Source organism: Kumtagia sp. (assembly GCF_059502445.1).
Window position 1 is genome coordinate 1 of the sequence record NZ_JCACER010000050.1, and the last position, 24,790, is coordinate 24,790.

21 protein-coding genes are annotated in these 24,790 nt (G+C 68.5%); 6 read left to right on the forward strand and 15 right to left on the reverse strand.

Annotated features, from left to right (window positions below):
• The coding region (locus AC5JDC_RS16050; protein WP_495842643.1) for an Hsp70 family protein at positions 1–527 on the reverse strand (527 nt) is incomplete at its 3' end.
• A 180-nt stretch (positions 528–707) separates the two neighbouring features.
• On the opposite strand from AC5JDC_RS16050, the gene AC5JDC_RS16055 reads away from it, so the two are divergent.
• On the forward strand, positions 708–1,856 hold the full coding sequence (locus AC5JDC_RS16055; protein WP_495842645.1) for a zinc metalloprotease HtpX: 1,149 nt from the start codon (positions 708–710) through the stop codon (positions 1,854–1,856).
• A 24-nt stretch (positions 1,857–1,880) separates the two neighbouring features.
• Here AC5JDC_RS16055 and AC5JDC_RS16060 read toward each other — a convergent pair whose 3' ends face one another.
• Together AC5JDC_RS16060 and AC5JDC_RS16065 are read right to left on the reverse strand one after the other, a co-directional pair.
• The gene (locus AC5JDC_RS16060; protein WP_495842647.1) at positions 1,881–2,867 is read right to left on the reverse strand and encodes a Gfo/Idh/MocA family protein; all 987 of its coding nucleotides are present in this window, start codon (positions 2,865–2,867) and stop codon (positions 1,881–1,883) included.
• A gap of 213 nt (positions 2,868–3,080) precedes the next feature.
• Positions 3,081–3,983, reverse strand: a complete 903-nt coding sequence (locus tag AC5JDC_RS16065; protein WP_495842649.1) for a ribokinase — start codon at positions 3,981–3,983, stop codon at positions 3,081–3,083.
• A gap of 324 nt (positions 3,984–4,307) precedes the next feature.
• Between AC5JDC_RS16065 and ahcY the strand changes: the two genes are divergently transcribed.
• From ahcY to AC5JDC_RS16090, 5 genes are all read left to right on the forward strand, one after another.
• Positions 4,308–5,705, forward strand: a complete 1,398-nt coding sequence (gene ahcY, locus AC5JDC_RS16070) for an adenosylhomocysteinase (protein WP_495842650.1) — start codon at positions 4,308–4,310, stop codon at positions 5,703–5,705.
• A gap of 188 nt (positions 5,706–5,893) precedes the next feature.
• On the forward strand, positions 5,894–8,434 hold the full coding sequence (locus AC5JDC_RS16075; RefSeq protein ID WP_495842652.1) for a sensor histidine kinase: 2,541 nt from the start codon (positions 5,894–5,896) through the stop codon (positions 8,432–8,434).
• An 11-nt stretch (positions 8,435–8,445) separates the two neighbouring features.
• Complete coding sequence (tsaE, locus tag AC5JDC_RS16080) at positions 8,446–9,942, forward strand: tRNA (adenosine(37)-N6)-threonylcarbamoyltransferase complex ATPase subunit type 1 TsaE (protein ID WP_495842653.1); 1,497 nt, start codon at positions 8,446–8,448, stop codon at positions 9,940–9,942.
• A complete protein-coding gene (locus tag AC5JDC_RS16085) occupies positions 9,942–10,670 on the forward strand; it encodes a nucleotidyltransferase family protein (protein WP_495842655.1) in 729 nt (242 codons plus the stop codon). The genes tsaE and AC5JDC_RS16085 overlap by 1 nt, the downstream gene beginning before the upstream one ends.
• Before the next feature lie 181 nt (positions 10,671–10,851).
• On the forward strand, positions 10,852–11,673 hold the full coding sequence (locus AC5JDC_RS16090; RefSeq protein WP_495842657.1) for a DUF1236 domain-containing protein: 822 nt from the start codon (positions 10,852–10,854) through the stop codon (positions 11,671–11,673).
• A gap of 76 nt (positions 11,674–11,749) precedes the next feature.
• Here the strand turns inward: AC5JDC_RS16090 and AC5JDC_RS16095 are convergent, their stop codons facing one another.
• The 12 genes from AC5JDC_RS16095 to AC5JDC_RS16150 all read right to left on the reverse strand — a co-directional run bounded on the left by AC5JDC_RS16095 (position 11,750) and on the right by AC5JDC_RS16150 (position 24,627).
• On the reverse strand, positions 11,750–12,241 hold the full coding sequence (locus AC5JDC_RS16095; protein ID WP_495842659.1) for a GNAT family N-acetyltransferase: 492 nt from the start codon (positions 12,239–12,241) through the stop codon (positions 11,750–11,752).
• Positions 12,238–12,999, reverse strand: coding sequence for a molybdopterin-synthase adenylyltransferase MoeB (gene moeB, locus AC5JDC_RS16100; protein ID WP_495842661.1), 762 nt, complete (start codon positions 12,997–12,999; stop codon positions 12,238–12,240). Before moeB ends, AC5JDC_RS16095 begins: the two co-directional genes overlap by 4 nt.
• A gap of 287 nt (positions 13,000–13,286) precedes the next feature.
• Positions 13,287–14,354, reverse strand: a complete 1,068-nt coding sequence (locus AC5JDC_RS16105; protein WP_495842663.1) for a hemolysin family protein — start codon at positions 14,352–14,354, stop codon at positions 13,287–13,289.
• A 28-nt stretch (positions 14,355–14,382) separates the two neighbouring features.
• Entirely contained in the window at positions 14,383–14,886 is a 504-nt protein-coding gene (ybeY, locus tag AC5JDC_RS16110) for an rRNA maturation RNase YbeY (RefSeq protein WP_495842665.1), read from the reverse strand.
• A gap of 29 nt (positions 14,887–14,915) precedes the next feature.
• Positions 14,916–15,911 carry a PhoH family protein gene (locus AC5JDC_RS16115; RefSeq protein ID WP_495842730.1) on the reverse strand — a complete coding sequence of 332 codons (996 nt, stop codon included), beginning with the start codon at positions 15,909–15,911 and terminating at the stop codon, positions 14,916–14,918.
• 71 nt (positions 15,912–15,982) lie between these two features.
• Positions 15,983–17,386: a tRNA (N6-isopentenyl adenosine(37)-C2)-methylthiotransferase MiaB gene (gene miaB, locus AC5JDC_RS16120; protein ID WP_495842667.1), complete on the reverse strand. Its 1,404-nt coding sequence runs from the start codon at positions 17,384–17,386 to the stop codon at positions 15,983–15,985.
• Between the two features lie 44 nt (positions 17,387–17,430).
• A complete protein-coding gene (gene olsA / locus AC5JDC_RS16125) occupies positions 17,431–18,231 on the reverse strand; it encodes a lyso-ornithine lipid O-acyltransferase (RefSeq protein WP_495842669.1) in 801 nt (266 codons plus the stop codon).
• Positions 18,232–18,538: 307 nt separating this feature from the next.
• Positions 18,539–19,033: a ribosomal protein S18-alanine N-acetyltransferase gene (gene rimI / locus AC5JDC_RS16130; protein ID WP_495842671.1), complete on the reverse strand. Its 495-nt coding sequence runs from the start codon at positions 19,031–19,033 to the stop codon at positions 18,539–18,541.
• A complete protein-coding gene (gene tsaB / locus AC5JDC_RS16135) occupies positions 19,033–19,725 on the reverse strand; it encodes a tRNA (adenosine(37)-N6)-threonylcarbamoyltransferase complex dimerization subunit type 1 TsaB (protein WP_495842673.1) in 693 nt (230 codons plus the stop codon). The genes rimI and tsaB overlap by 1 nt, the downstream gene beginning before the upstream one ends.
• Before the next feature lie 373 nt (positions 19,726–20,098).
• Complete coding sequence (locus AC5JDC_RS16140; RefSeq protein WP_495842675.1) at positions 20,099–22,276, reverse strand: malate synthase G; 2,178 nt, start codon at positions 22,274–22,276, stop codon at positions 20,099–20,101.
• Between the two features lie 162 nt (positions 22,277–22,438).
• A complete protein-coding gene (locus AC5JDC_RS16145; protein WP_495842677.1) occupies positions 22,439–24,433 on the reverse strand; it encodes a hydantoinase/oxoprolinase N-terminal domain-containing protein in 1,995 nt (664 codons plus the stop codon).
• A complete protein-coding gene (locus AC5JDC_RS16150; protein ID WP_495842679.1) occupies positions 24,430–24,627 on the reverse strand; it encodes a hypothetical protein in 198 nt (65 codons plus the stop codon). The genes AC5JDC_RS16145 and AC5JDC_RS16150 overlap by 4 nt, the downstream gene beginning before the upstream one ends.
• Positions 24,628–24,790: the final 163 nt, after the last annotated feature.

The window sequence follows — 24,790 nt, forward strand, 5'->3', positions numbered from 1 at the left end:
GCGGCCGCGGTCGGCTCGTTGATGATGCGCAGCACCTCGAGGCCGGCGATCTTGCCGGCGTCCTTGGTGGCCTGGCGCTGGGCGTCGTTGAAGTAGGCGGGAACGGTGATGACCGCCTTCTCGACCTTCTCGCCGAGATAGGCTTCCGCCGTCTCCTTCATCTTCTGCAGGATGGTCGCGGAGATCTGCGAGGGCGACTGCTTCTTGCCGCCGGCCTCGACCCAGGCGTCGCCATTGTCGCCCTTCACGATGTGGTAGGGGACGAGCTTCTTGTCCTTCTCGGTCACCGGATCGTCGTAGCGGCGGCCGATCAGGCGCTTCACCGCGAAGATGGTGTTTTCGGGATTGGTCACGGCCTGGCGCTTGGCCGGCTGGCCGACGAGCCGTTCACCGTCGCTGGTGAAAGCCACAATGGAGGGCGTCGTGCGCGCACCTTCCGCATTCTCGATGACCTTGGCGTCCTTGCCGTCCATGACGGCGACGCAGGAATTGGTCGTTCCGAGGTCGATGCCGATAACTTTTGCCATTCTATATTCTCTCCGCTTAGCAGGTTTTCAGGACCCAATGAGGCGTTCCGGTGAAAACCCCTGTTCTCAAGAAATTCGCCTGACGGACCGCATCCGCGACCTGTCCGGCGGCTGTGGCGCGTATATAAGAACAGCCATTTCCGCGCGCAAGCGCCGTCCCAGCGTCAAGTCGGCGGAAATATGGGCAAAACCCGCGTCTTCCCCCATATTCAGTCGATGACCGCCACCACCACGATCAACCCGGCCGCGCTGCGCCGCCACCGTTTCGTCAACGCCCTGCACACCGGCATCCTCGCCGGCGGCAGCCTGCTGCTGCTCGCCGTCACCGCCTGGGTGTTCGGCGGGCTGAGCGGCGTCATCTTCGCCGTCATCTTCGGCGCGGTCTCGCTGGCGGCGGTGCGCCGCATCAGCCCGCAGATGGTGCTGTCCATGTACAAGGCGCGGCCGGTGACGGAGGCGAACTTTCCGGCCGGCGTGCGCATCCTGCGGATGCTGGCCGAGCGCGCCGCGCTGCCGGCGGTGCCGAAACTCTACGTCATTCCCTCGCAGATGCTGAACGCCTTCGCGGTCGGTCGCCGCGACGATTCCGTCATCGCCCTCACCGACGCGCTGGCACGGCGGCTGACCACCCGCGAGCTTGCCGGCGTGCTGGCGCACGAGGTCAGCCACATCGCCCACGAGGACGTCAAGGTGATGGCGCTGGCAGACATCGTCTCGCGCTTCACCTCGGTGATGTCGACCGTCGGCCTGTTCACGCTGCTGATCAACCTCGGCGGCCTGTTCGGCGGCGCCGGCGAGCAGGTGCCGTGGCTGGCGGTGCTGGTGCTGCTGGCGGCTCCGACCATCGGCGGCCTGCTGCAGATGGCGCTGTCGCGCACGCGCGAGTTCGACGCCGATTTCGGCGCGGCCGTGCTCACCGGCGATCCCGACGGGCTCGCCTCGGCGCTGCGGAAGCTGGAGCGGGCACGCGGCCGGCTGTGGGAAGGCATATTGCTGCCGGGCGGCCGCGTCCCCGATCCGTCGGTGCTGCGCACCCATCCGGCGACCGAGGACCGCCTGGCGCGGCTTGCCGCGCTGAAGGCCGAGATGGGGCAGGCCGCCGGCCCCGTCGTGATAGCTCTGCCGCCGACCCCGCCGCAGCCGACGCCGCGCCGGTCGATGATCCCGTCGATCCGCGAACGACGCGGACTGCGGCCGCGCAGCCCGCTCTACGGCACGTTCTTCGCTCCGCTCGCCGATCTCGACGACCAGCCGGGTTGCGAGACGTCGCTCAATGCGCCGGACGGGATCCCGCGCATCCGGCTGACGCGCGGCGGGGTGTGGTGGTGAAACGGCCGGAACCGGTGAGAACGCTCAGACCGGCTCCCAGCCGTCCTTTTCAGAGGCGCGGAAGATGGCGTCGATGACCTTCTGGTTCTTGACCGACTCCTCCAGCGTGAACACCGGATCGTCGCCGCCCAGCGCGGCGCGGGCAAAGGTCTCGACCTCCAGCCGGTATTGCCGCGTCGCCGGGAAGCGGAACACGGTCGCCTCGGTGTGGGTCTGGTTGTGCAGCTCGATGCGGTGGTGGTCGTAGTCGCCGGCGTTGAACGGCGCATGCACCTCGATGAACCCCTTTTCGCCGTGGAAGACCATGAACTGGCGCAATGCCATCTGCGTCGAGCAGTAGAAGGTGAGGTGGAAATCGCCGAAATCGGCCTTGGTGCTGGAATAGGTGTCGGTGCCGAACTTTTGGTCGCGCTCGACCGTCGACTGGATGCGCAGCGGCTCCTGGCCGGTGACGAAACGGGTCGAGACCGTCGGGTAGACGCCGATGTCCGGCAGCGCGCCGCCGCCGAGTTCGGGGATGTTGCGCATGTTGGTGGCGTCGATGTTGTAATAAGAGAAGGCGCCCTGCACGTGGCGCAGCCGGCCGATGGCGCCGTCCTGCACCAGCTCTCGCACCTTCTTCCACTGCGGGTGGTAGACCACCATGAAAGCCTCGCAGACCAGCACCTTGTTGCGGTCGCGGGCGGCGATCACCTCGGCGATGTCCTTCGCGTCAAGCGCCAGCGGCTTCTCGACCAGCACATGCTTGCCGGCGTCGGCCGCCTTCACCGCCCATTCGACATGCTGCGAGGTCGGCAGGGGGATGTAGACGCCGTCGATCGTGTCGGAGGCAAGCATCTCCTCGTAGGAGCCGAAGGCATGCGGCGCGCCGAAGCGGTCGGCGAGCGCGCGGGCCTTGGCCACGTCGCGGCTCGCCACCGCCGTCAGCACGCCGTTCTCGGCGTCCTGGATGGCGGGCAGCAACTGCTCGCGCCCGATCTTGGCAGTCGACAGGACACCCCAGCGGAACATTCTCATCCTCCCGTTCGTTCGCGGCGGTTATGCGCCGACCGTCGTGTTGCCTACTATGAAAGGCTGGGCAAGTCGATGACGTCCGAAGCCGCGCCATCGCTGCGTGTGGGCGACGCCTTCCTGCCTCGCGCCGGCGAGATCAGCGTCCGGGTGCCCTACGGCGATCGGGCAGCGCCGTCGCTGGCTCCTATCCGCCTGCCGACGCGTCTCCCGTCAGGCCGCGCGCAGGGCCGCGTCGACGTCGCCGCGCAGCGGGATGGCCGGCTGTGCGCCCGGCTGGAGGCAGGCGAGCGAACCGGCTGCAGCGGCCCGCGCCAGCGCCTGGTCGAGCGCCAGCCCTTCGCCGAGCCCGGCCGCGAGATAGCCGCAGAACGTGTCGCCGGCGCCGACCGTATCCACCGGCGTCACCGGCAGGGCCGCCACCCGTAGCAGCCGGCCTTCGCCGACGGCGGCGACGCCGTCCCCGCCGAGCGTGACCACGATGGTGCGGCCGGTCCCGTCGGCAAAGGCGCGCATGCGCGCCTCGCGGGTACCGCCGGCCAGTCCGAGCGCCTCGGCATAAAGGTCGAATTCGGTCTCGTTGGCGACGACGAAGTCCGCCCTGGCGAGCAGGCCCGCCGCCTCGGGCCGGAACGGCGCGGTGTTGAGGATGGAGACGGCGCCGGCGGCGCGTGCAGCGTCGAGCGCCGCCGCCACGGTGTCGAGCGGGATCTCGTGCTGGAGCAGCACGATCTCGCTCCTGCTCAGCTTTGCCGCCGCGACGTCGCCGGCAACCACCGTGCCGTTGGCACCGGGCACCACGACGATGACGTTCTCGCCCTTGCCGTCGACGAAGATCAGTGCGACGCCGGTCGCGGCATGCGTTTCGCGCACGGCCGACAGATCGACCTTGCCGTCGGAAAGCAGGGCGAGCGCCTCGGCAGCGAAGGCGTCCTTGCCGACCGCGCCGATCATGCGGGTGTCGCCGCCGGCCCTGGCCGCCGCCAGCGCCTGGTTGGCCCCCTTGCCGCCCGGCGCGGTGCGGAAAACCGAACCCGGCACCGTCTCGCCCGGCGCGGGAAGGCGCTCGACGTCGGCAACGAGATCGAGGTTTATCGAACCTATGACTGTGATCAAGGGACGCCTCCAAGCGAATTTGGCGGACCCTTAGCGAGTTTGCCCGAAGATTGGAACATGGGACCGGGCGGAAGCGGATATTGCCTCGACATCCTGCACGGGGCCTACGTTTCGAGGCTGCAAGCGGGCCGTCCCCGTCCGCCGCCAGGATCCGCTTGGCCGACACCGCCAGCCTGCCTTCGTGTCCGCCTCCGCCAAGCGCGGAAGACATGCACGAATAAAGATTTCTTTATGTCTCCATTGCCGCCCCCCGGCGTTTCTGCTAGTCAGTCGCCCGATCCGGCCCGTCGGGCACCTGCCCGGGCCTCAACTTGGAGCACTGCCATGGCGGATAAGGACTACAAGGTCGCCGACCTTGCTCTCGCGGACTGGGGCCGCAAGGAAATCGACATCGCCGAGACCGAGATGCCGGGCCTGATGGCCTGCCGCGAAGAGTTCGGCAACGCGAAGCCCCTCAAGGGCGCCCGCATCACCGGCTCGCTGCACATGACCATCCAGACGGCGGTGCTGATCGAGACGCTGAAGGCGCTCGGCGCCGAGATCCGCTGGGCGTCGTGCAACATCTTCTCGACCCAGGACCACGCCGCCGCGGCGATCGCCGCCAGCGGCATCCCGGTCTATGCCGTCAAGGGCGAGTCGCTGGATGACTATTGGGTGTACACCGACAAGATCTTCCAGTGGGCCGATGGCGGCCTGTCGAACATGATCCTCGACGACGGCGGCGACGCCACCATGTACATCCTGCTCGGCGCCCGCGCCGAGGCCGGCGAGGACGTCCTGTCGAAGCCGGGCAGCGAGGAAGAGGAGATCCTCTTCGCCCAGATCAAGAAGCGGCTGGCCGCCAGCCCGGGTTTCTTCACCAAGCAGCGCGACGCCATCCGCGGCGTCACCGAGGAGACCACCACCGGCGTCAACCGCCTCTACCAGCTGCAGAAGAAGGACCTGCTGCCCTTCCCGGCGATCAACGTCAACGACTCGGTCACCAAGTCGAAGTTCGACAACAAATACGGCTGCAAGGAATCGCTGGTCGACGGCATCCGCCGCGGCACCGACGTGATGATGGCCGGCAAGGTCGCGGTCGTCTGCGGCTACGGCGACGTCGGAAAGGGCTCGGCTGCCTCGCTCAGCGGCGCCGGCGCCCGCGTCAAGGTGACCGAGGTCGATCCGATCTGCGCGCTGCAGGCGGCGATGGACGGTTTCGAGGTCGTCACCCTCGAGGACGCCGCCCCAACCGCCGACATCGTCATCACCACCACCGGCAACAAGGACGTGGTGACGCTCGACCACATGCGCCTGCTCAAGGACATGGCGATCGTCGGCAACATCGGCCACTTCGACAACGAGATCCAGGTTGCGGCGCTGAAGAACCTGAAATGGACCAACGTCAAGCCGCAGGTCGACATGATCACCTTCCCGGACGGCAAGCGGATGATCCTGCTGTCGGAGGGCCGCCTGCTCAATCTCGGCAACGCCACCGGCCATCCGAGCTTCGTCATGTCGGCGTCCTTCACCAACCAGGTGCTGGCGCAGATGGAGCTGTGGACCAAGCCCGGCCAGTACGAGAACAAGGTCTACGTGCTGCCGAAGCATCTCGACGAGAAGGTCGCCCGCCTGCACCTCGACAAGCTCGGCGCCCGGCTGACCGAGCTCAGCTCCGAGCAGGCCTCCTATATCGGCGTGACGCCGCAGGGACCGTTCAAGCCGGAACACTACAGGTATTGATCTCTTAACCATATAACACAATATATTGTGGCCGGGCGATTGACTTTTCGCCCGGCTTTGTTTTGCGCGGCAAACTTCTTCACGTCGATTCGCCGACCCTGTATGTTGACTGTGATTCGCGACGCTTACGGCCATCCGGTCGTCGGACCGGGGGCGGTCTTGCAGACAGGCGCGGAGAGGAACAGGACATGCCGGGGGAAGGCCCGCGACACGCGGGACAGGCCGGAACGGGCCGGCGCACCGATTCGAGGACGGAGGGTGGCGGGCTTCGCGCCGTGCTCATCCGCGCGCTGAAGGCGACCGTCGGCGGCGCCGCCCTTTCGGTGGGCCTGCCGTTCCTGCCGGCGCTGGCCCAGGCGAAAGCGATCTCGCTCACCGTCAACACGGTCGAGGTCATCCAGATCGCGGTCGTCACCGGCGTGATGGGTGCCGCGCTGATCTCGGCCATCGCGCTGATCCGCGAGCGGACCCGCACCGCCGCGGAGAATGTCGAGCTGCGCGCCCGGGTCGCCGACCTCAACGCTTCCCTCCACCGCTCCGACGCGCTGCTCAACCTGCGCGACCAGCGCCTCGTCGTGTGGGCGAGCGATCGCCAGAAGGCGGAATTGCTGGGCGCGTTGCCGACCGATACCGGCGCCCCGGACGAGCGGGCCGCCTTCCTCGCCTTCGGCCGCTGGCTGATGCCGCGCTCGGCCGCCGCGCTCGACCATGCGGTCCTGGCGCTGCGCGAGAAGGCCGTCGCCTTCGACCTGACGGTCGAGACCAATACCGGCGTGCCGCTCGAGGTGCAGGGCCGCAAGACCGCCTCGCATGTGATCGTGCGCTTCACCAGCCTGTCGGAGAACCTGCGCGTGCAGGCGCGGCTGAAGCTGGAGAACCAGCGGCTCGCCGCCGACTACGACACCATGCTCGGGCTGATCGACGCGCTGAAGATGCCCTTCTGGCTGCGCTCCGCCGACGGCCGGCTGAAATGGGTCAACCGCGCCTATGCCGAGGCGGTCGAGGCCGTCGACGGCGGCGAGGCGGTGCGCGACAACAAGGAATTCCTCGGTACGATCGCGCGTGAATCGATCGCCGCGCATCATCGGCAGAGCCGCGTCTTCGACCAGACCGTCTCGACCGTGGTGGCCGGCGACCGCCGCATCTTCGCCGTGACCGATTTCTCCGGCAGCGAGGGCGCCGCCGGCCTCGCCACCGACATCAGCGCCGCTTCGACCATCCGCGAGGAGTTCGAGCGCGCGGTGCGCAGCCACGCCGACACCCTCGACCAGCTCACCACCGCGGTGGCCATTTTCGACGCCAAGGAGAAGCTGCGCTTCTTCAACCAGGCGTTCCAGAAGCTGTGGGGACTGGAGCCGAGCTTTCTCGAAAGCGCGCCCGACAACGCGCTGCTGCTCGACCGGCTGCGCAGCGACGGCAAGATCGCCGAGCAGCCGGAATGGCGGCGCTGGAAGGAGAACCTGCTCGAGGCCTATCGCGCCGTCCAGTCGCAGGAGCACTGGTGGCATCTGCCGGACGGGCGCACGGTGCGCGTCGTCGCCAATCCGCAGTCGAACGGCGGCGTCACCTGGATCTTCGAGAACCTGACCGAGCGGATGAATCTCGAGAGCCGCTACAACACGGCGGTCCGGGTGCAGGGCGAAACCCTCGATAACCTCGCCGAGGGCGTGGCGGTGTTCGGCCCGGACGGCCGCATCCGGCTCGCCAACCCGGCCTTCACAGCGCTGTGGAAGCTGCCGGCCGACGTCGTCGCCCAGTCGATGCACATCTCCGCCATCCAGGCATGGTGCGACGCCTTCGCCAACGACAATCCTTGGCGCGACTTCGTCGCGGCGGTCACCGGCTTCGACGACGAGCGGCGCGACCGTAACGGCCAGGCGGAGCTGAAGAGCGGCGTGGTGCTGCGTTACGCCGTGATCCACCTGCCCAACGGCCAGGTTATGATGACCTTCGTCGACGTCACCGACAGCGTCAATGTCGAGCGCGCGCTGATCGACAAGAACGAGGCGTTGCAGAAGGCCGACCAGCTCAAGAACGACTTCGTCCAGCACGTGTCATACGAGCTGCGCTCGCCGCTGACCAACATCATCGGCTTCACCGAGCTCCTGTCGCTGCCGGCCACCGGACCGCTGTCGCCGCGGCAGCGCGAATATGTCGAGCATATCGGCTCGTCCTCGGCGGTCCTGCTGACGGTCGTCAACGACATCCTGGACCTTGCCACCGTCGACGCCGGCATCATGGAGCTCGAGATATCCGAGGTGAGGATCGGCCAGACGGTCGCGGCGGCCGCGGCGCTGGTCAGCGACCGACTGGAAGAGCATTCGATCAAGCTGGCGATCGACACCGCGGAGGCGCCGAAAACCTTCCATGGCGACGAGATACGCATCCGCCAGGTTCTCTACAATCTGCTCAGCAATGCGGTGAACTACGCGCCGGCGGCCAGCACGATCACGCTCGCCTGCCGGACCACGGCGCAGGGCGTCGAGTTCTCCGTCCACGACGACGGTCCGGGCATGGCACCGGAGGTGCTCGACACCGTATTCCGCCGCTTCGAATCGCGCGTCAATGGCGGTCGCCGCCGCGGAGCGGGGCTCGGCTTGTCCGTGGTCAAGAGCTTCGTCGAGCTCCACGGCGGCACGGTTCGCATCGACACCGGCCCCGGCGCCGGAACGACGGTGACCTGCCTGTTCCCGCTGGTGCCATCGCGCGTGCGCGCCGCGGCGGAGTGATATAAGGCTGCATGACCCTCGAACGTTTCCTGCCCGACGAAGCGGCGACGGCGCGGCTCGGCCAGGACCTGGCATTGGCGCTTAAGCCTGGCGATGCGCTGGCCCTCTCCGGCGACCTCGGTGCCGGCAAGAGCACATTGGCGCGCGCGCTGGTGCGCGCCAATGCCGGCGACGCCGAGCTCGAAGTGCCGAGCCCGACCTTCACGCTGGTGCAGAGCTATGACGGCCGGGTGGCGGTGAGCCATTTCGACCTCTACCGGCTGGGTGGCCCGTCGGAGCTGGACGAACTCGGCTTCGACGAGGCGCTGAGCGAGGGCGCCGTCGTCGTCGAGTGGCCGGAGCAGGCCGGCGGCCGGCTGCCCGGCGGGACCGTCACGGTCGCGCTTCTGCACGAGGGCGAGGGCCGCCGTGCCATCGTCTCCGGCAGCGGACCTGCCTTCGACCGCGTGGCGCGCTCGCTGGCGATCCGCGATTTCCTGGACAGGGCCGAAGCGGAGGCTGCCGACCGCATTCCGTTTCCAGGCGACGCCTCGGCACGCGCCTACGAGACCGTCCGGTCCGCCGGCGGCCCGGACCGCATCCTGATGAATTCGCCCCGCCTCGTGCTTGGACCGCCGGTCAAGGACGGCAAGCCCTATGCCGTGATCGCCCACACGGCACAGACCGTGACGGCCTTCGTCGCCATCGGCAAGGCCCTGCGCGAACGCGGCATCGCGGCGCCGGAGGTGCTCGCCTCCGACCTCGATCAAGGTTTTCTGCTGCTCGAGCATCTCGGCACCGGCAGTTTCCTCGATGCCGAGGGGCGGCCGGTTGCCGGGCGCTATGCGGCGGCGGCCGAACTGCTCGCGGCCCTGCACGAAAAACCCTGGCCGACGCGGCTGCGGGCGGCGCCCGGCGTGTTCCACGACATGCCGCCCTTCGATCGTGGCGCCCTGGCGATCGAGACGGAGTTGCTGCTCGACTGGTATGTGCCGTGGAAGACGGGCCGGCACGCCGACGCCACCCTGCGCCGGCAATTCGCACAGGCCTGGAACGTCGTGTTCGAGCGTCTCGACAAGGCAGAAGCCGGCCTTGTGCTGCGCGACGTCCAGGCGCCCAATTTCGTTTGGCGTGATGACCGCTCGGGGAGCGAGCGCATCGGCGTCCTCGATTTCCAGGACGCGCTGATCGGCCCGCTCGCCTATGACGTCGCTTCGCTCGGCATGGACGCCCGCGTCACCATTCCCGAGGACATCGAGCAGGCGACGGTGGCCGCCTACGTGGCGGCGCGCCATGCCGCGGGCGGCTTCGACGAGGCGGCTTTTCGCGAGGCCTATGCGATCTGCGCGGCGCAGCGGAACACGAAAGTCCTCGGCATCTTCGTGCGGCTGAAGGAACGCGACGGCAAGCCCGGGTATCTGAAGCACCTGCCGCGCATCCGCGCCTATGTCAGGCGAGCGCTTGCGCATCCGGCGCTGGCGCCGGTGGCGGCGCTGTACGACGCGCACGGCCTGCTGGCGGAGGACTGATGAGCGGCGCCCCGAAAACGGCGATGGTGCTGGCGGCCGGGCTCGGCGTGCGCATGCGGCCGATCACCGACACGCTGCCGAAGCCCCTGGTGAAAGTGGCCGGCAGAGCGCTGCTCGACTGGGGCCTGGACAGCCTTGCGGCCGCCAGCGTCGAGAAGGCCGTGGTCAACGTCCACTACCTGCCCGACCAGATCGTCGCCCACGTCGCCGCGCGCGCCGTGCCGGAGATCGTGATCTCCGACGAGCGCGAGGGGCTGCTGGATTCGGCCGGCGGCATCGTCAAGGCGCTGCCGGCACTCGGCGGCGAGCCGTTCTTCGTGCTCAATGCCGACACCTTCTGGATCGACGGCCCGGAGCCCAACCTGCGGCGGCTCGCGGCGCAGTGGGATCCCGAGCGGATGGACATACTGCTGCTGCTCTCGGCGCTGGAGAACGCGACCGGCCATAGCGGCGGCACCGACTTCCTGCTCGCCGCGGACGGTAGGCTAGCGCGCGCCGCCGGCGCTCCGTCCGGCCTGATCTACGCCGGCGCCGGCATCCTGCACCCGCGCATCTTCGCCGGCGCGCCGGTCGCCAAGACGTCGCTCAACCGCTATTTCGACCAGGCCATCGCCGCCGGCCGGCTGTTCGGCATGCCGCTTTCCGGCAGCTGGATCACGGTCGGCACACCGGACGCGATCCAACCCGCCGAGGCGGCGGTCGCCCGCGCCCTCGGACGCAGCGAATAGCCCCGCCGCCTCCATAGCCGCCGGCCCATATTTTCCAGGTGGCAGGCTCCGATCCTGCCATCCGTTCACGCTTCGGAACATTCCGCACGCCTTGCGGAAGCGCGTCACATTTCGTGACGGAACAGCAGCACTCCGCCCGGGTTAGCGCATCCGAGGGAAGTCCTTGCAATGGAGGTACCCGATGAGAACCCGACTTTCGCTGATCGCCGCGGCATTGCTGTCCTCGGCTCTCGCCTTTCCCGTCATCGCGCAGGAGGCACCGGACCCCGGAGCATCCGGCCAGGCACCGGTGGTGAAGCCGCCCCAGGCGGGAGCGTCCCCTGAGGCGAGCGGGACCGTCCAGGACGGCAAGACCGGACGGGTCCAGGCTCCCGCCCAGCAGGGCGGACAGGCCCAGCCGGACGCCGCCGCGTCCGATGCCATGAAACAGGACGGCAAGGCTGCCGGCGCGACGCAGGATGAGCCCGCCTCCGAAAGCGCCGGCGCCGACGCCATGAAGAAGAAGCCCGGCCAGGCCGGTGCAGAGAGCAACGCATCGACCAAGGCCGAGGGCACGACCAAGCAGACCGAGGGCGAAGCCGCGGCCGACAGCGGTACGAAGAAGACCGAAGGTACGGCTGCAACGGAGGAGGACAAGAGCGGAACCGAGGGTACAGCGTCGACGACCGAGGAAGGCACGAACAAGACCGAAGGCACCGCCTCCACCACCGAAGGCGAGAACGACGTCTCCAGGGAGACGACGGCCAGCGTCGACATCAATACGGAGCAGCGGACCGAGATCCGCAACATCATCGTCGAAAGCGCACCCGAGCCGGCCGACATCGATATCGACGTCAGCGTCGGCGTCGAGGTGCCGCGGACCGTGACCCTGCGGCCGCTGCCGCCGCGCGTCATCGAGATCGTGCCGCAATATGAGCGCTATCAGTTCTTCGTCCTGGCTGACGGTCGCATCATCATCGTCGATCCGAATACATACGAGATCGTCTTCATCCTGGCGGCCTGATGCCGTTCGGCCCTGGCCCCGCTCGTCGCGAGCGGGGTCCTTTTTCGTAGGCTGCCGACCGAGGTCCCCTTGGCACCTACCCCAGCACCTTCCGCATGGTGAGCGAGGTCGGCCGGTCGAAGCCGGGATGCGCGCCGCGGCCGGTCTCGCGAAAGCCCAGCCGCGCGAAGGCGGCATGGTTCTCAACCAGTTCCACCCGCGTCTCCAGCACGATCGCCGGTTTGCCGGCAGCGAGCGCCAGCTCCTCCGCCGCGGCGAGCAGCGCCCGACCGATCCCCCTGCCCTGCAGGCCGGGCGCGACGGCGAGCTTGCCGAGGTAGAAATGGTCGGTCCGCTCCGCCAGGAAGGCGCAGCCGACGAGCCGCCCATCGAGAAAGGCGAGGAACGGCGTCTCGACAGTGCATTTCGCCCGCAGGCCTTCCGCCGACAGCTCGAGCGCCGAGGACGGCGGGTCGATGCGACCCTCCATCCAGGCGAAGGAGGCGAGGATCAGCGCAAGCAGCTCGTCCCAGGCGGTGAACCCGGCGGCGCCTCGGCGGATCGTCAGCGCGCCGGGCAACGCGGTCATGCCGCCGGGCGCCTGTATCTCACCGTGTCGAAGCGGGCGCCGAGCCCGTCATAGAGCAGCAGCCGGCCGACCAGCGGCTCGCCGATGCCGGTGACCAGCTTGATCACCTCCATCGCCTGCAACGTCCCGATGACGCCGGTGAGCGCCCCGAGCACGCCGGCCTCGGCGCAGGAGGGCACCATGCCGGGCGGCGGCGGCTCCGGGAAGAGGTCGCGATAGGACGGGTTCAGCCGCCCGTCGCCATCCGCCTCGAACGGCTTCAGCACGGTGATCGAGCCGTCGAAGCGGCCGACCGCGGCATGCACCAGCGGCTTCTCCTCGGCCTCGCAGGCATCGGCCACCGCATAGCGCGTGTCGAAATTGTCGGAACCGTCGGCGACGATGTCGTAGCCGCGCACCAGCTCGCGCGCATTGTCGGTGGTGAGGCGGAGGTCATAAGCCTCCACCGTCACACCGGGATTGATGCGGGCGATCGCGCGGGCGGCGCTGGCGTTCTTCGCCTCGCCTACCGACGCGGTGTCATGGATCACCTGCCGCTGCAGGTTGGAGAGCGACACGGTATCGTCGTCGACCACGCCCAGCGTGCCGATCCCGGCGGCCGCCAGATATTGCAGCACCGGCGCGCCCAACCCGCCGGCGCCGACCACCAGCACCCGCGCCCGCTTCAACCTCTGCTGCCCCGCCCCGCCGACCTCGGGCAGGACGATGTGGCGGGCGTAGCGTTCGAGTTCTTCAGGGGAGAGCGGGGCGGCGGTCATGACTGGAACATAGCGTGGCGAAGGCTGGAATGAAACGCCGGACCCGGCCCGTCTTGGGCTCCGCGGACAGGTTTGCCCGCTCTACCCCACAACCCGAAATTGGCGCAGGACGTTCGCTACCGAGACGGCGCGGTATTACTTTCTTTCGGCAGAAAAGCCGCAGCGATTCAGAGGTCGCGCGGGCCGAAAAGTAACTGTCCCCTGCGCTTCCGCTTCGAGCGCCGATCTCGTACGAAATTCGGCTTTCAGACAGACCGGGCAAAATCGTTCCCGGGCGGGAACTCGGCCTAATCCTGCTCAGCCTGCTCCATCTTGGCGGCGCGGCGGCGGCGCTCCGCCTTGCCCTCAACGATGCGCACGCGCTTCACCCGGCGCGGATCCGCATCGAGCACATGGAACTCGAAGCCGGGTACAGCCTGCACCACCTCTCCACGCGCCGGCACGCGGCCGAGCGCGTTGAAGATCAGCCCGCCGATGGTGTCGACATAGTCGCTGTGCTCGCCGGGGGCGAAATCGTCGCCGATCAGCTTGGCGACGTCGTCGATCTCGGCCTTCGCGTCGACGATGTAGACGCCGTCGCCCGCCTGGGTGATCAGCGGCTCGTCCTCGTCGTGCTCGTCCTCGATGTCGCCGACCACTGTCTCGACGATGTCCTCCAGCGAGGCCAGGCCGTCGGTTCCGCCATACTCGTCGATCACCAGCGCCATCTGGGTGCGCGCGGCCTGCATGCGCGCCATCAGGTCAGAGGCGAGCATGGACGGCGGCACGAACAGCACCGAGCGGATCAGGTTGAGTTCGCCGATCGAACGGCCGAGGTCGACATTGGCGAGGTCGAGCGCCACCGCTCCGGCCGGCGGCTTGCGCGTGGCGCGCCCCTTCTTGGCGCGGGCGGACCGGGTGATGTGGGCAAGCACGTCGCGGATGTGGACCATGCCGCGCGGATCGTCGAGCGTCTCGGCATAGACCGGCATGCGCGAATGGCCGGACTGCTCGAACACGTTGAGCAGCTCGCCCAGCGTGATCGATATCTCGACGGCCTCGATGTCGGCACGCGGCACCATCACGTCCTCGACGCGCACCTCGCGCAGCCGCAGGATGTTGTTCAGCATCGCCCGCTCGGCCGGCGAGAACGCCTCGCCGTCGGGCGCGCTCTCGGCCAGTGCGTCGGTCAGGTCCTCGCGCAGCGTGCTGCCGTTCTTTTGGCGGAACAGCGCAGACAGCCAGTCTATGAAGGAGGAGCGCTCGGCGACGGCCGACGCGGCGGTACTCGGACTGGGCGGTTCTTCTGCCGTGTCCGCGATCTTCCTGACGCTGCCCGTATCGGGGCTGGCGGCAGTCTCGGGAGTGTCGTTCATCTCGTTCCGGTCGTTTGACGCCTTCCTGTTACGCGTAGGGATCGGGAATGGCAAGCCTCGCCAGCGCCCGGCGCTCGAGCCCCTCCATCGCGTCCGCCTCCGCGTCCGTCTCGTGGTCATGCCCGATCAGGTGCAGCAGGCCATGCGCGATGAGGTGCGTAATATGGTGATCGAGCGGCTTGCCTTCCAGTTCCGCCTCGCCGCGGACCGTCTCCGCGGCCAGAACGATGTCGCCCAGCATGGGCGGCAGCGGATCGCCGACCGTCGTCGGGAAGGCCGGAAAGGAAAGCACGTTGGTCGGCTTGTCCTTGCCGCGCCAGTCGGCATTGAGGATCCGGACATGCGCGTCGTCCGTGAACAGCAGGCTGAGTTCCACGGGGTGTTTCGCATGCGCGCCCGCTTCGGCGAGAGCCGCCTCGACGGCATGGGCGGCGAGCGTGCCCAGCGCTTCCTGGGACGGCCAATCGCCCGCCTCGACCGTCAGGTCGATCTCGACGGCAATCGTCTGTTCCTTCCGGGCCTTTGCAGGCATGGGTCAGCGGATTCCCGAATGCTTTTGCTTCAATCCTCGTCGACGCCCAGCCCGCGCGAAAGCTTTGCATCGCGGTCGTAGGCGCGCACGATCTCGGCAACCAGCGGATGGCGCACGATGTCGACGTCGCCGAACCGGACGATGACGGCGCCGGAAATGGCGTCGAGGATGCGCAGCGCTTCCACCAGGCCCGATTTCGTCTGCGGCGGCAGATCGATCTGCGTGGGATCGCCGGTGACGATCATGCGCGAGTTCTCGCCGAGACGCGTCAGGAACATCTTCATCTGCATCGGCGTGGTGTTCTGCGCCTCGTCGAGGATGACAGCCGAATGCGCCAGGGTTCGGCCGCGCATGAAGGCAAGCGGGGCGATCTCGATGACGCCGGCGGTCAGCGCCCGCTCGACCTTGTCGGCCGGCATCATGTCGTAGAGCGCGTCGTAGAGCGGCCGCAGGTAGGGATCGACCTTCTCCTTCATGTCGCCGGGCAGGAAACCCAGCCGCTCGCCCGCCTCCACCGCCGGGCGCGACAGGATGATGCGCTCGACCATGCCGCGCTCCAGCAGCATCGCCGCATGCGCCACCGCCAGATAGGTTTTTCCCGTACCGGCCGGGCCGACGCCGAACACCAGCTCGGCGCGCTCCAGCGCGCGCATATAGGCGTCCTGGTTGAGCGAGCGGGCATAGATGGTGCGCTTGCGCGTCGAGATCTGCGCGGCCGCCACCTTGCCCTTGCGCTCCAGCGTCGGCAGGGTCAGCTGGTCGTCGGCGGCGATCGCCATGCGGATGGCGCCGTCGACGTCCGACTGGGCGATCAGCGCGCCCTTCTGCAGGATGCCGTAGAGTTGGTCGAGCGCCCGCCGCGCCTGCTCGGCGGCAACGGCGTCGCCCTTGATCGACACCTGGTTGCCGCGCGAACGGATGTCGACCCCGAGCTTCTGCTCGAGCCGCGCCAGGTTCTCGTCGAACTGGCCGTACAGCGCGCCGGCGTGCTTGTTGTTGTCGAAGGTCAGGACGATGTGCGCCATGTCGGACGCCCCGGAAGGCGCCTGCTTCAGATCTGCGTTGGCGACCAAACGTCTCTCCTCTTCCGTCCGCCTCAGGCGGGCTCGGCGAAAAGCGTCGAGGCTTCCGCCCTGGTGATTCGCACTGGAACAATCTCGCCGATTTCGCCGACGGTTTCATCAACGATTACCGGCTGCAGCCACGGCGACCGGCCGGCACGCTGGCCGGTCTGGCGGCCCGGCTTCTCGATCAAGACGTCGAAGCGCATGCCGACGCGGCTCCGGGTGAAATCGTGCTGTTGCTCAAATAGGAGCGCCTGAAGGCGCTGCAAGCGCTCGTCCTTCACCTTTTCGGGCAGGTGCCCCTTCATCTCGGCGCCGGGCGTGCCGGGGCGCGGGGAATATTTGAAGGAGAAGGCCTGCGCATAGCCGACGGCGCGCACCAGATCGAGGGTGGCCTCGAAATCCGCCTCCGTCTCGCCGGGAAAGCCGACGATGAAGTCGCCGGACATGGCGATGTCGGAGCGCGCTGCGCGGATGCGCTCGAGCAGCGCGAGATAGTCCGCCGCCTTGTGGCGCCGGTTCATCGCCTTGAGGATGCGGTCGGAGCCCGCCTGCACCGGCAGGTGCAGGTATGGCATCAGCTCGGCCAGGTCGCGGTGGGCGGCGATCAGCTCGTCGTCCATGTCGCGCGGATGGCTTGTGGTGTAGCGCAGCCGCGCCACTCCGGGAATCTCGGCGAGCCGGTGCAGCAGGCGACCGAGGCCCCATTCCGTTCCATCCGGCCCTTCGCCGTGCCAGGCGTTGACGTTCTGACCGAGCAGCGTGATCTCGCGCACGCCCGCACCAGCCAGCCGCTCGGCCTCGCCAACAATCTGCGCGACCGGCCGCGACACCTCTGAACCGCGCGTATAAGGCACCACGCAGAAGGTGCAGAACTTGTCGCAGCCTTCCTGCACGGAGAGGAAGGCGGTCACGCCGCGCTTGGCGAGGTCGGCGCGGCGGGCCTGCGGCAGGTGCTCGAACTTGTCCTCGACGGCATAGTCCGTCTCGACCACCTTCTCGCCCGATCGCACCTTGCGCAGCGCCTCCGGCAAGCGGTGGTAGGTCTGCGGGCCGATCACCAGGTCGACCACCGGCGCCCGGCGGATGATCTCGCGGCCCTCCGCCTGGGCGACGCAGCCGGCGATGCCGATCGTCATCCCGGCGCCGGCCTTCTCGCGCTCGCGCTTGACCTCGCGGATGCGGCCGAGTTCGGAATAGACCTTTTCGGCCGCCTTCTCGCGGATATGGCAGGTGTTGAGCAGGACGAGGTCGGCCTCCTCCATGCGGTCGGTCGCGGCATAGCCGTCGGCCGCCAGCGCATCGGTCATGCGCTGCGAGTCGTAGACATTCATCTGGCAGCCATAGGTCTTGACGAAGACCTTCTTGCCGCCCTGCGTTTGCGCGCCCGTCCCGATCACCGGTTCGCCCGCGCGGTCGATCTCAACATGCTCCATTGCCGGGCTTCTAGCGTCTTTTTACGTCGAAGGACAGACGCAAGTCACTTCCGCGGGGCCGGGTCGGCGAGCGCCGCGTGCAGCATCTCGCGCACGCGTTCCTCGACCTGGCGGGCCACATCCTTGCGGCTGCTTTTGGCCGTGAACGGCACCGCTTCGCCGAAATGCACCTCGACGTCGAGCGCGCCCTCGCGAAGCACCGTTGCAAGGTGCGGCACCAGATCCTCGTCGCCGACCCAGGCAGCAATGCCGCGGTGCTGGCGGCCCATCGGCAGGCCCTGCAGCCGCGTATAGGCGAGCGCCACCGGCTGGATCCACATCTCCTCGTGATTTCCGGCCGACAGCATCATCGAGGCGGCGCCGAACAGCGTCGTCTTGAATGGCAGGATCTGGTTGCCGTCGCCGGTCGTGCCTTCGGCGAACAGCACCATGACGTCGCCTTCGGCCAGCCGCGCCGCGATCTCGCTCGCCTGCCTGCCGGATTTTCCGCGCCTGTCGCGCTCGACATAGACGGAGCGCTGCATCCTGGAGAACCAGCCGAAGACCGGCCAACGGGCCATCTCCGACTTGGCGATGAAGCAGACGTCCGCCACCGCCGCCAGCACGACGACGTCGATCCAGGAGACGTGGTTCGAGGCGATCAGCAGCGGCCGGCCATGGGCGAGATTGCCGAAGACGCGGATGCGCAGCCCGAGCAGCCGCGCGGCAGTCCGATGCCAGAGCCGCAGCAGACGGCGGCCACGGCACAGGCCGGTGGTCACGCACAGCCATTGCGGCAGGGCGATCGCCAGGGTGAGAAGCGCCACGCAGGCGAGCGCGAAGACGGTCCGCAGCGTCCCGATCATCGCCGCGCGGTCTCTCTGCCGGTGCTGCCGGGGCGGGCTTTGCGGAAGGGACCAAACCGGATGCGATTCGATCGTCCGGTGACGGGAAAAAAGCGACGGGAGCGACGCGGGCCACAGCCGAAGCCGCGTTCAAGCCGGTCCCGAAGCAAGAAACCCGACAGGGGAAGACCCTGGATGCCGGGCCAGGTTCTGGTTGAAGTCGAGGCCTTTGCCTTGAATGTGCCCGGAGGCATGACCTGCGGCAGAGATCTTGAGTTCAAAGAGAGCCCGTACCGGCAGAATTGCATCCGATTTGGCGGCAAAATACTTAACGGAGATCACGGCGCATCACAAGCGCCCCGCCGGCCGGCCCCGTTGCATTCGCGTAATAGTTGGCGCGGCGGCCGACCTGCAGGAAGCCGAGGCGGCGATAGAGCGCCAGCGCCGCGGCATTGTTTTCGTCGACTTCGAGGAACAATGCCTCGGCGCGGCGCGCATGCAGGTCGCGCAGCACGGCGTCCATCAGCTGCCAGCCCAGCCCCTGCCGGCGGCTGGCGCGCGCCACCGCAACCGTCAGGATCTCGCCCTCGCCGGCCACCAGCCGCGCCAGCACGAAGCCCGCCGGCGCTTCCTGGCCGTGGCCGACCTCGCGCACGGTGAAGCCGAACACCGTGTCCTGCGTGAGCAGGCCGTGAAACTCCTCCTCGCTCCACGGCCGGGCGAAATCCTCGCGATGAATGGCGGCGAGGGCCGCCAGGTCCGAGGCCGTGAGCGGCCCCACAGCGAACTCCCGCTGGCGGGGCTGCATGAACGGTATGCGCATCACTCCTCCCGTCTCGGCAGGACGAACCCTGCCTGCGGCTTGGCGTCCGGCTCGCGCAGATAGAGCGGACTCGGACGGCCTCCGGCCGTACCCTTGGCGGCCGCGACTCTCGCGTAGACGCCGATGTCCGCCGTGGCAGCCTCCGAGGCGATCGTCAAGCCGCCGCCGGCGAGCGCGGCAACACGTCCCGCCGCCGTGCCGGCGAGCACCGCACCCTTCTTTCTTGCCAGATCAGCCGCGTCGCCCAACGTCACGATTGCGGGAGCATACAGCTCCTGTCCAAAATCATCGTAAAGGGCCGCCTGCACCGCCGGCGCTGCCTCGCCGGAACCGGAAGCCAGCCCCGCCAGCACGGTTTTCGCGCCCAGCCGGTCGCGCACCTCGGCCGCCAGAGCCTCCAGCGTGTCGACGCCGATCGCCGGGATGCCGAGGGCGAGTGAGAAGCCGCGGGCTGCCGATACCGCGACACGGATGCCCGTGAACGAGCCCGGCCCGACCGAGACGCCGACCGCGCCGAGGTCGCCATAGGCCTTTCCGGCTGATCCCAGCGCTTCCTCGATCACCGCGATCAGGTGCTCGGCATGGCCCTTGCCGAGGTCGCGCACAGCGCGGCCGAGCTCGCGTCCGGCCTCCGTGTCGTAGACGCAGGCGGCGCACAGGCCGGCGGAGCAGTCGATGGCGAGCAGGATCATGGGAGAGCGCTCTCCCTCCCCCTCGAGGCAGCGCAATCGCATATGACAACCGGCGAGGAATTCGATCGCCCGATACCCCCACCCCTAACCCCTCCCCACAAGGGGGAGGGGGACCTTGCGGCAGCCGTGCCGACCGGAATCGTCAATGATTGGCGTATGGCAGAGGCGCAGCAAGATCCCCCTCCCCCTTGTGGGGAGGGGTTAGGGGTGGGGGTAGGCTCATACGCGACTGCCTTCCCCTTCGAGAGGCGGGTGGGGTCGGTCCGGCAGCGCGGAGCGCGAATGAGGACGTCGAGCACGGCCTTTGCGACCCCACCCGGCCAGCCTTCGGCTGGCCACCCTCCCCTCGAGGGGGAGGGCTGGGCCGCGCGTGTCATCTCGCCCTGTCCTTCGCCTTCAGCTCCAGCCGCCGCGCATGCAGCACCGGCTCGGTGTAGCCGCTGGGCTGCTCGGCGCCCTTGAAGACGAGGTCGCAGGCGGCGAGGAAGGCGATCGAAGCATCGAAATCCGGCGCCATCGGCCGGTAGAGCGGGTCGCCGGCATTCTGGCGGTCGACGATCGCCGCCATGCGCCGCAGCGAGTCCATGACCTGTTCTTTCGTGCACACGCCATGGCGCAGCCAGTTGGCGATGTGCTGGGAGGAGATGCGCAGCGTCGCGCGGTCCTCCATCAGGCCGACGTCGTTGATGTCGGGAACCTTGGAGCAGCCGACCCCCTGGTCGATCCAGCGCACGACATAGCCGAGGATGCCCTGCGCATTGTTGTCGATCTCGCGCTGGATTTCCTCCGGCGTCCAGTTCGGGCGCGGCGCCACCGGCACCGATAAGATGTCGTCCAGCTTGGCCCGCGGCCGGCTCTTCAGCGCCGCCTGCGCGGCATGCACGTCGACCTTGTGGTAGTGCGTGGCATGCAGCGTCGCGGCGGTCGGCGACGGCACCCAGGCGGTGTTGGCGCCGGCTTTCGGATGGGCGATCTTCTGCTCCAGCATCGCCGCCATCAAGTCCGGCATCGCCCACATGCCCTTGCCGATCTGAGCGCGGCCGGCAAGCCCGCATTGCAGCCCGACGTCGACGTTGCGGTTCTCGTAGGCGGAAATCCAGGCGGCCTGCTTCATGTCGCCCTTGCGGATCATCGGGCCGGCTTCCATCGAGGTGTGGATCTCGTCGCCGGTGCGGTCGAGAAAGCCGGTGTTGATGAAGACAACCCGCTCCCTGGCAGCGCGGATCGCCTCCTTGAGGTTGACGGTGGTGCGCCGCTCCTCGTCCATGATGCCCATCTTGATGGTGTTTTCCGCCATCCCCAGCAGCTTTTCGACGCGCGCGAAAATCTCGACGGCGAAGGCGACTTCGTCGGGCCCGTGCATCTTCGGCTTCACCACATAGACCGAGCCGGTGCGCGAGTTGGCGCGCCGTCCGTTCGGGCCGACGTCGTGCAGCGCGGCCAGCGCGGTGACAGCCGCGTCCATCATGCCCTCCGGCACCTCGCTGCCGTCGGACAGGCGGATCGCCGGATTGGTCATCAGGTGACCGACATTCCTGATCAGCATCAGCGAGCGGCACTTCGCCAGGAAGGTCGAGCCATCCGGCGCGGTGTAGTCGAGGTCGGGATTGAGTTTTCGCGTGAAGGTCTTGCCGCCCTTGGTGACTTCTTCCGCAAGGTCGCCCTTCATCAGCCCGAGCCAGTTGCGGTAGACGACGACCTTGTCCTCGGCGTCGACAGCGGCGACCGAATCTTCGCAGTCCATGATGGTGGTGATCGCCGCCTCGACCCAGACGTCGGCGATATGGGCAGGGTCGTCCTTGCCGATCGGCGATGTGTCGTCGACCAGCACCTCGATCAGCAGGCCGTTGTTCCTCAGCAGGAACTGGCCGGGCGCACTCGCCTCGCCGAGATAGCCTGCGAATTTTTCCACATCCTTCAGGCCGGTCGTGCGGCCGTCGAGCAGCGCCACGGCGAGCCTTGCATCCTTCACCGCAAACGCCTTCGCCTCGCTCCAGCTCGCGCCGTCGAGCGGAACGCTTTGGTCAAGCAATTTTCGCGCCCACGCGACGACCTTCGCGCCGCGCTTCGGGTTGTAGCCCTTGCCCTTCTCCGCCCCGTCGGTCTCCGGGATCGCGTCCGTGCCGTAGAGAGCGTCGTAGAGCGAGCCCCAGCGGGCATTGGCGGCGTTCAGCGCATAGCGCGCGTTCATCACCGGCACGACGAGCTGCGGCCCGGCGATTTCGGCGATCTCCGGATCGACGTTCTCGGTCGCGATCTCGAAGTCCGGCCCTTCCGGCAGGAGATAGCCGATATCGGTGAGGAACTGACGGTAGGCGGCGAGGTCCGCCGGCGCGCCGTTCTCCCTATGCCAGGCGTCGATCTTGCCCTGTAGCTCATCGCGGCGGGCGAGCAGAGCGCGGTTCTTCGGCGCGAGGTCATGTACCAGTGCGGAGAAGCCGGACCAGAACGCGGCCGGCTCCACGCCGGTGCCGGGCATGGCCTCGTCGTTGACGAAATCGTAGAGCACGCGCGCGACCGTCAGGCCGTCGATGTCGATCGTGTCGGACAATGCAAAAACCCTTTCGTCGCTGCGTTGCGGCACGCCAATGGCTGGGCCCGTTCAACACATGCGCGGCCCGTGCGTCAATGGTGAAACGGCGTACGATCGGTGCCCCTGCGACCAAGGTCGAGCCCGACCCTGCCGGGCGGCAGCGCGGCGCTTCGGAACCGCCTACGCCGCGATGCGCGGCCGGCCGGTCGCCACGGCGACGATGCGCGCCTCGATGAACATGCGCTGGCCCTCGACTGTGGAGGTGCGCACGTCCTGCTCGACGGCCACCTCGGCGACCTCGGCACCGGCGACCAGCGCCCGCTCGGCGGCAAGGTCGCGCACCCGCGCCTCGGCCGCCGCGACGGCCTCGCTCTCGTCGATGAAGTCACGCAGGAAATCGCCGGCCGACAGCCGGAAAAGCCCCTGCTTGGGCTGGCTGACCAGGGCCTCGACCGAAACCCGCACCTGGCCGACCACGGCACCGAGCGCATTGGCGACGTCGGTGTCGTCGGGTACCACGCAGCGGTTGCCGACCAGCGCCGGCAATCCGGCATAATGCAGCGGCGCCGAGGCGCCGAGCCCGATCACCGGCCGGTCGAGCGCCAGGGTGAAGCGGGCGATGCCCTCCCTGCCGTCGACCGCGCGCTGCACCAGCGCATGCGCCACCGTGGCAGCGCCGTCGAGCCCGTCCTCGGCGAAGGCCGTCTCCAGGATCACCTCGGCGGACAGGCGCGTCACCGTCGCCAGCACGCGTTCCGACAGCGCCTCGGGCGTGTCGGCGATCGCCTGGCCGCGGCCGTCGCGGCGGCGTGCGAACAGCTCCGCCCCGAGCCGGGCGGTGACGGCGTCCCAGTTGGCCTGGCGGCCAAGCGTGTGGGCGGCGTCCGACGGGGTGAAACCGCAGACATGGACGAGCCCGCGCGCCACCAGCCGGTTGAGCGTCGCCGACTGGGCGGTGGAGGAGAGCAGCGTGTCGAGCGGCAGCGGCACCGGGCCGATGGCGTCGAAAAGCTTCTGCTCCGGCCCGGTCAAACCGGCGGCCAGCCGGTCTGGAACGCCGGTGCGCATGGCAAAGCGGCCGTCCATGCGGCCGGGATTGGGCGCGCGCAGCTGCCGCTCCAGGTGCTGGCGGACCGTCTCGCCATGCGCCTGCCCGGCCAGCGCGAGCGGCACCAGCCGGCGCGGGCCCAGTAGGATTTTCGGGATCAGCGCGCCCTCTTCCAGCCGCACCTCGGAATCGCCGCCGAGGCCGAATGTGCGCATCGCCACCGCCTCCACCATGGTGCGGAAACCGCCGACGGTGGCGCCCTCGGGATCGAGCCGCGGCCGGCCCTGGTCGAGCACGGCGACGTCGGTGGTGGTGCCGCCGATGTCGGAGACAACAGCGTCGTCCAGCCCGGTCATGTGGCGGGCGCCGACCAGGCTCGCCGCCGGTCCCGACAGGATGGTCTCGATCGGCCGCTGGCGGGCAAAGGCCGCCGACACGAGCGCGCCGTCGCCGCGCACCACCATCAGCGGCGCAGCGATGCCGCGCGCCTCCAGAAAGCCTTCGGTCGCGGCGACCAGCCGGTCGATCATCGAGATCAGCCGGGCGTTGAGCAGCGTCGTCAGCGCCCGGCGCGGCCCGCCGAGTTTTGCCGACAGCTCGTGGCTTGCCGTCACCGGCAGGCCGGTCCGCTCGCGGATCAGGTCGCGGGCAAGAATCTCGTGGGCCGGGTTACGCGTCGCGAAATAGGCGCAGACGGCGAAGCCGGACACCGAATTGGAAAGCGCCGGCAACTCCGCTTCCAGCGGCGCGAGATCGAGCGGACGGGCATTGCCGTGGACGTCGTGGCCGCCCTCGCAGAACACCACCGGATCGCCGCCCAGCGCCTTGTCGAGGCCGTCGCGGGCAAGGTCGGCGGGGCCGAAGCCGATCATCACCAGCGCGACGCGGCCGCCCTGCCCCTCGACCAGCGCGTTGGTGGCGAGCGTCGTCGACATGGAGACCAGCTTGACCGCCTTCGGATCGACCCGCGCCTTCTCGATCACGGCATCCACCGCGCCGGCGATGCCGACGGCGAGGTCGTGGCGGGTCGTCAGCGCCTTGGCCTTGGCTGCGACACCCGTCGCCTCCGACCACAGCACCGCGTCGGTATAGGTGCCGCCGGTGTCGATGCCGAGATAGAGGCTCATTGCGACATCATCTCTTCCTGCTCGACCGTCAGCGGCTTCACCCCGGGCGGCAGCGGCTCCGGCTTCTCCTCGGACGGGACGTCGCTTTGCGGAGCGGGTGCCGAAAGCGGCCGGATGGACGCGGTTCTGCCGGCGCAGCCCGAGCACAGGGCGGCGACGACGAGCGCAAAAACGAGGCGGGGGAGAAGCGGCATCAGGTGCGGGCTGGAGGAATCCGATGCCGGCTTCTAGCCCAGATCGGAAGGCGACGCCAGCGCGGCATTCCCTCCCCCTGGCCGCGAAGCGGCCGGATGGGGCCCGCCGCGGCAGTGCTCTACGTTCTTTCCGCGCCGAGGCAGTTTAGGTTGCCCCACCCGC

Coding starts and splice junctions, on each gene's coding strand:
- AC5JDC_RS16055 (WP_495842645.1), top strand. CDS start 708: ATGGGCAAAACCCGCGTCTTCCCCCATATTCAGTCGATGACCGCCACC.
- AC5JDC_RS16060 (WP_495842647.1), bottom strand. CDS start 2,867: ATGTTCCGCTGGGGTGTCCTGTCGACTGCCAAGATCGGGCGCGAGCAG.
- ahcY (WP_495842650.1), top strand. CDS start 4,308: ATGGCGGATAAGGACTACAAGGTCGCCGACCTTGCTCTCGCGGACTGG.
- AC5JDC_RS16075 (WP_495842652.1), top strand. CDS start 5,894: ATGCCGGGGGAAGGCCCGCGACACGCGGGACAGGCCGGAACGGGCCGG.
- tsaE (WP_495842653.1), top strand. CDS start 8,446: ATGACCCTCGAACGTTTCCTGCCCGACGAAGCGGCGACGGCGCGGCTC.
- AC5JDC_RS16085 (WP_495842655.1), top strand. CDS start 9,942: ATGAGCGGCGCCCCGAAAACGGCGATGGTGCTGGCGGCCGGGCTCGGC.
- AC5JDC_RS16090 (WP_495842657.1), top strand. CDS start 10,852: ATGAGAACCCGACTTTCGCTGATCGCCGCGGCATTGCTGTCCTCGGCT.
- AC5JDC_RS16095 (WP_495842659.1), bottom strand. CDS start 12,241: ATGACCGCGTTGCCCGGCGCGCTGACGATCCGCCGAGGCGCCGCCGGG.
- moeB (WP_495842661.1), bottom strand. CDS start 12,999: ATGACCGCCGCCCCGCTCTCCCCTGAAGAACTCGAACGCTACGCCCGC.
- AC5JDC_RS16105 (WP_495842663.1), bottom strand. CDS start 14,354: ATGAACGACACTCCCGAGACTGCCGCCAGCCCCGATACGGGCAGCGTC.
- ybeY (WP_495842665.1), bottom strand. CDS start 14,886: ATGCCTGCAAAGGCCCGGAAGGAACAGACGATTGCCGTCGAGATCGAC.
- AC5JDC_RS16115 (WP_495842730.1), bottom strand. CDS start 15,911: ATGGCGCACATCGTCCTGACCTTCGACAACAACAAGCACGCCGGCGCG.
- miaB (WP_495842667.1), bottom strand. CDS start 17,386: ATGGAGCATGTTGAGATCGACCGCGCGGGCGAACCGGTGATCGGGACG.
- olsA (WP_495842669.1), bottom strand. CDS start 18,231: ATGATCGGGACGCTGCGGACCGTCTTCGCGCTCGCCTGCGTGGCGCTT.
- rimI (WP_495842671.1), bottom strand. CDS start 19,033: ATGCGCATACCGTTCATGCAGCCCCGCCAGCGGGAGTTCGCTGTGGGG.
- tsaB (WP_495842673.1), bottom strand. CDS start 19,725: ATGATCCTGCTCGCCATCGACTGCTCCGCCGGCCTGTGCGCCGCCTGC.
- AC5JDC_RS16145 (WP_495842677.1), bottom strand. CDS start 24,433: ATGAGCCTCTATCTCGGCATCGACACCGGCGGCACCTATACCGACGCG.
- AC5JDC_RS16150 (WP_495842679.1), bottom strand. CDS start 24,627: ATGCCGCTTCTCCCCCGCCTCGTTTTTGCGCTCGTCGTCGCCGCCCTG.